This is a genomic window from Bartonella sp. AU15XJBT (assembly GCF_028618615.1).
In the GTDB taxonomy this organism is placed as follows: domain Bacteria; phylum Pseudomonadota; class Alphaproteobacteria; order Rhizobiales; family Rhizobiaceae; genus Bartonella.
This window is the reverse complement of the sequence record NZ_JAQITG010000064.1, coordinates 1-3,604: the sequence shown is the minus strand read 5'-3', so window position 1 is coordinate 3,604 and position 3,604 is coordinate 1. Positions and strand designations below refer to the sequence as shown.

Sequence of the window (3,604 nt, the reverse complement as noted above, 5' to 3'; positions counted from 1 at the left end):
AAAAGGTAAAAAGGTTGGCAAACAACTTTCAGAAATCGTTGACAAGATAATGCCTGCTTATTTTCCAGAGAAAGCAAACTTTTTTGAGAAAGACAAGAAAATGAGGGAAAAACAAGAAGTTGAAAGCATGTTTGAAGATTTCAAACCCGATTTGCAATACGCAATCGATCAAGGATTAACGCATGATGAAGCGTTATCAGAATATGAAAAATTTGTACGCTTTTCAAAAGCCAACCCATGTCGAAATGCTCATGAACGCGATTGGCAAAGCGCTTGGAATAATTGGATTACACACCCGAAATATGGATTGGTAGCTAAGAGACACGCAGAATTAGAAATGAAAGAAAGATATACAATCACATGCTGTAAACCACTAACAGAGAGCTTGGCAAAATATATCAGAAATATAGAGCCTATCAGTTCATTTGCAACATAATGAAATCGTATTTAGTTGCATTTGAAAAAACAGCAAAATAGTGAAAAGTGCTGATTGTTTTGAGAATAGATATGGGTTTAAACAGCTAAAAAAGTACCGTACAGAGCGATTTTAGATTTTTATGATAAAAAACATTGAAAATAAAAATGCTACTGTACGGTCCATTTTGAGGCAAATAAACCCATTGGTAAAGTTATGGATTTAAGCAAGGGGATATTAAATCAGATGTTTTTAAAAAAACGTAAACAGAAAGGGCAAAAAAAGTGGGTTGCAACGGCGGTCGGTCATGCACCATGGGGATTAGGGGTAGCTGAGTATTTTTATAATCTTTACGAATATGATGATGGTATGAGGGAATATGAGGAATTCGATGGTGGTCAGTATCATGAGATGCCGACGAATATTGATTACAGTACAAAAGCGCAAGTGAAAGCGTGGATATACGGAGGTGATTTGCCAAGAAGCGTTTTGAGTTATGAGGCGCTGATAGATGAGGTGAATAAGAAAATCAAAAAACGTACAGTGAAAGCAGTGAAAACTTATGATGATATAGACAGTGAACTAGAGAAAGCACTTGATATTCAATTAGGTAGGTATCAAAATGAAAAAAAGTGAAAAAAATAAAAAATACGTATTGACTTTAAAGGGAAGGTCGTTTAGAAGAGTAGCAAGTGTGTAGAAACACTTAGCGATAGGCGGGTAAACCACGAAAAGGTTTCTCCCATTTCTTAAAATACTGGCTTTCTTTTATGCTTTAAGAGCGTATAATGATTATGCCGGGTGTGGTCATGCTATACAAGACCCTTCGCGAGGGAAAAGCATACAGCGGACTTATCGCCGTGTTTCTAGCGCCCGGCGCCCTATAAGGGTGTCAATAGGAACCTTATTACGATAAGAAAGAATTTCAAATGAACAATTTAGTAACAATCAATAATGGTATTGCTGTCACAACTTCTTTTAAAATTGCTGAGGGAGTGGGTAATACGCATAAAACAGTTATACAGTTGGTTCGTAAAAATATTAAAGATTTTGAAGAATTTGGAAGGGTCGCATTTGAAATGCTACCCTTTAAAACGAAGGGTGGAAAACAAAAAAGAGAAGTTGCTATTCTTAATGAATCACAAGCAACTTTGCTCATGACATATATGCGCAATAATGACACGGTGCGTGCATTTAAAAAGGCGCTTGTTAAAGCTTTTTATGAATTAAAAAGCCAATCAAAAAATCATGATTTATTCTCTAGAGATAATGATTTGTTTTCTTATGAAAGTTTAAAGGCTCCTGAGGGAATTGGTAAAGTTTTGGGAATGATTGCAGCGCGTTTATCGTATGTAAATGATTTACAAAAAGAGCTTGATCATTACAAATTGGTTACAACAGAAGCCAAGCGTGTTTTAACAAACGCTGTTGTAAAAGCAGCATAAAAAAGCAGCGGCGGTGCGGGGGCGCCTCCTTATAACCATTTCATTAAAAATTTATTCAAATGTTAGATTAGGGAGCTACCTATGACCACGACAACTGTATCTAGAAAATATGAACTTACTGATGAAACTACAGAAGTTAAAGACCATCTCTATGGTAGAGTTAGAACACTTTATCGCATTAGAGCTTTAAGAAGTTTTGGAGGTGTTAAAAAAGGAGATTTAGGGGGCTTTATTGAAAGTGAATACAACTTATCACATGATGGCAGTTGCTGGATTGGGGATGATGCCAAGGTTTATAATGCTGCTATGGTTTGGGGGCATGCGAAGGTTTTTGAAAATGCAATAATTTGTGATGAGGCGTGTGTTAATGGGTTTGCAAAGGTTTATGGCAATGTACGTGCTTATGGAAAGTCAATTATTGGTGGCAGGGCGCGTGTTTTTGGAGATACGCAACTTATTTTGGGGGCATGGGTTACAGGAAGAAAAGAGATTTCTACAGGTTTAATATCCTTTTGTAGATAGATAAAGACTGTAGAGGAATTGATTAAACCGGCTGCGGCATATTCTAAAAGATATAATTAAAAGAAAGCCGTGTCCTTTAAAGACGCGGCTTTTCTATTCAAAACTATATTAGTAAGGAATTTGCTATAAACAAACTAACTGATAAATCACATATTTTGTGTATAAACGCAAGTGTATTTTCTATCAAATTGCATCTTTAAATGTATCATGTTAGTATTAATTCGCAGCGTTATTGTAACGTTGTATTTTAACCGTTCCTTAGGTTAAGAACCTTTTTAAAAATCGCTACAAAACAAAGCCGTGCCAATTAGTTTTGACACGGTTTTTTTGTGTATTAACGCTTGTAATTTTACACATAATATACTACATATTGTATGACCTGAGAAATTGAAAAGTCGTGAAAGCCTTGTTATGTGTTTACGTAACGAGGCTTTCTTTTATGCTGGGGGCTGGTTTTCTCTATTCAATTTAAATGCATTAAAACCGTGCCAATTTCTTGACACGGCTTCTGTTTTGCAATGCATGACTGTTGTATTGTTATTCGAAAGTATACGAACATCTCTTTATTGCACAAAACGTATCAAAATGCAATAGAAAAGTCGCTTTTAAATCTTAATCTTTTATGTGAAAATATCTTTTTTAATCATTGAAAATATTGTAAAAACACTTAAAGTATGTTATGATCTTTATATCATTTAATGGAACTTATAAACATGCTTAATAAAGTGATTTTAATTGGTCATTTAGGTGCAAATCCAGAAAGCAAAACAATGTCATCAGGTATCGAGGTGGTCAATTTTCGTATGGCAACGTCTGAAAGCTACACAGACAAGGCAACCAATAAGAAAGTAGATAAAACAGAATGGCATTCCATTGTCGTCTTTAATCCGCATTTGGCAAAAATAGCACTCCAGTATCTCAATAAAGGCAGCAAAGTTTATATCGAGGGGCGACTACAAACTCGTAAATGGCAAGATAAAAACGGTATTGAACGATATACAACAGAAGTCATATTGCCTCAGTACAAAGGCGAGTTAAAGCTTTTAGATGGCAAAAATGATGATGATCAAGAGCAGTCATCTGCTTATGACAGAAGCATTTATAGACCTCTTGATACACCCCATACCGTTATGAATGATGATGTTCCTTTTTAAGGTGGTGTGTGGATGAAATTAGCAGGATGGTATGTACATCATCATCTTCTGATACAAAATCAGATGCT

The 3,604-nt window shown here is 35.5% G+C and carries 4 protein-coding genes and 1 pseudogene; all 5 read left to right on the top strand.

Features of this window, described 5'->3' with window-relative positions; all coding sequences use genetic code 11:
• A pseudogene (locus PVV57_RS09830) lies at window positions 1-436 on the top strand (hypothetical protein); the annotation flags it as partial.
• 225 nt (window positions 437-661) lie between these two features.
• A complete protein-coding gene (locus tag PVV57_RS09825) occupies window positions 662-1,051 on the top strand; it encodes a hypothetical protein (protein ID WP_273719588.1) in 390 nt (129 codons plus the stop codon).
• 293 nt (window positions 1,052-1,344) lie between these two features.
• Window positions 1,345-1,860, top strand: a complete 516-nt coding sequence (locus PVV57_RS09820) for a Rha family transcriptional regulator (RefSeq protein WP_273783993.1) — start codon at window positions 1,345-1,347, stop codon at window positions 1,858-1,860.
• Window positions 1,861-1,941: 81 nt separating this feature from the next.
• A complete protein-coding gene (locus PVV57_RS09815; protein ID WP_273719601.1) occupies window positions 1,942-2,382 on the top strand; it encodes a hypothetical protein in 441 nt (146 codons plus the stop codon).
• Between the two features lie 713 nt (window positions 2,383-3,095).
• Entirely contained in the window at window positions 3,096-3,536 is a 441-nt protein-coding gene (ssb, locus tag PVV57_RS09810) for a single-stranded DNA-binding protein (protein ID WP_273783992.1), read from the top strand.
• Window positions 3,537-3,604 lie beyond the last annotated feature (68 nt).

Coding starts and splice junctions, on each gene's coding strand:
- PVV57_RS09815 (WP_273719601.1), top strand. CDS start 1,942: ATGACCACGACAACTGTATCTAGAAAATATGAACTTACTGATGAAACT.
- PVV57_RS09825 (WP_273719588.1), top strand. CDS start 662: ATGTTTTTAAAAAAACGTAAACAGAAAGGGCAAAAAAAGTGGGTTGCA.
- PVV57_RS09820 (WP_273783993.1), top strand. CDS start 1,345: ATGAACAATTTAGTAACAATCAATAATGGTATTGCTGTCACAACTTCT.
- ssb (WP_273783992.1), top strand. CDS start 3,096: ATGCTTAATAAAGTGATTTTAATTGGTCATTTAGGTGCAAATCCAGAA.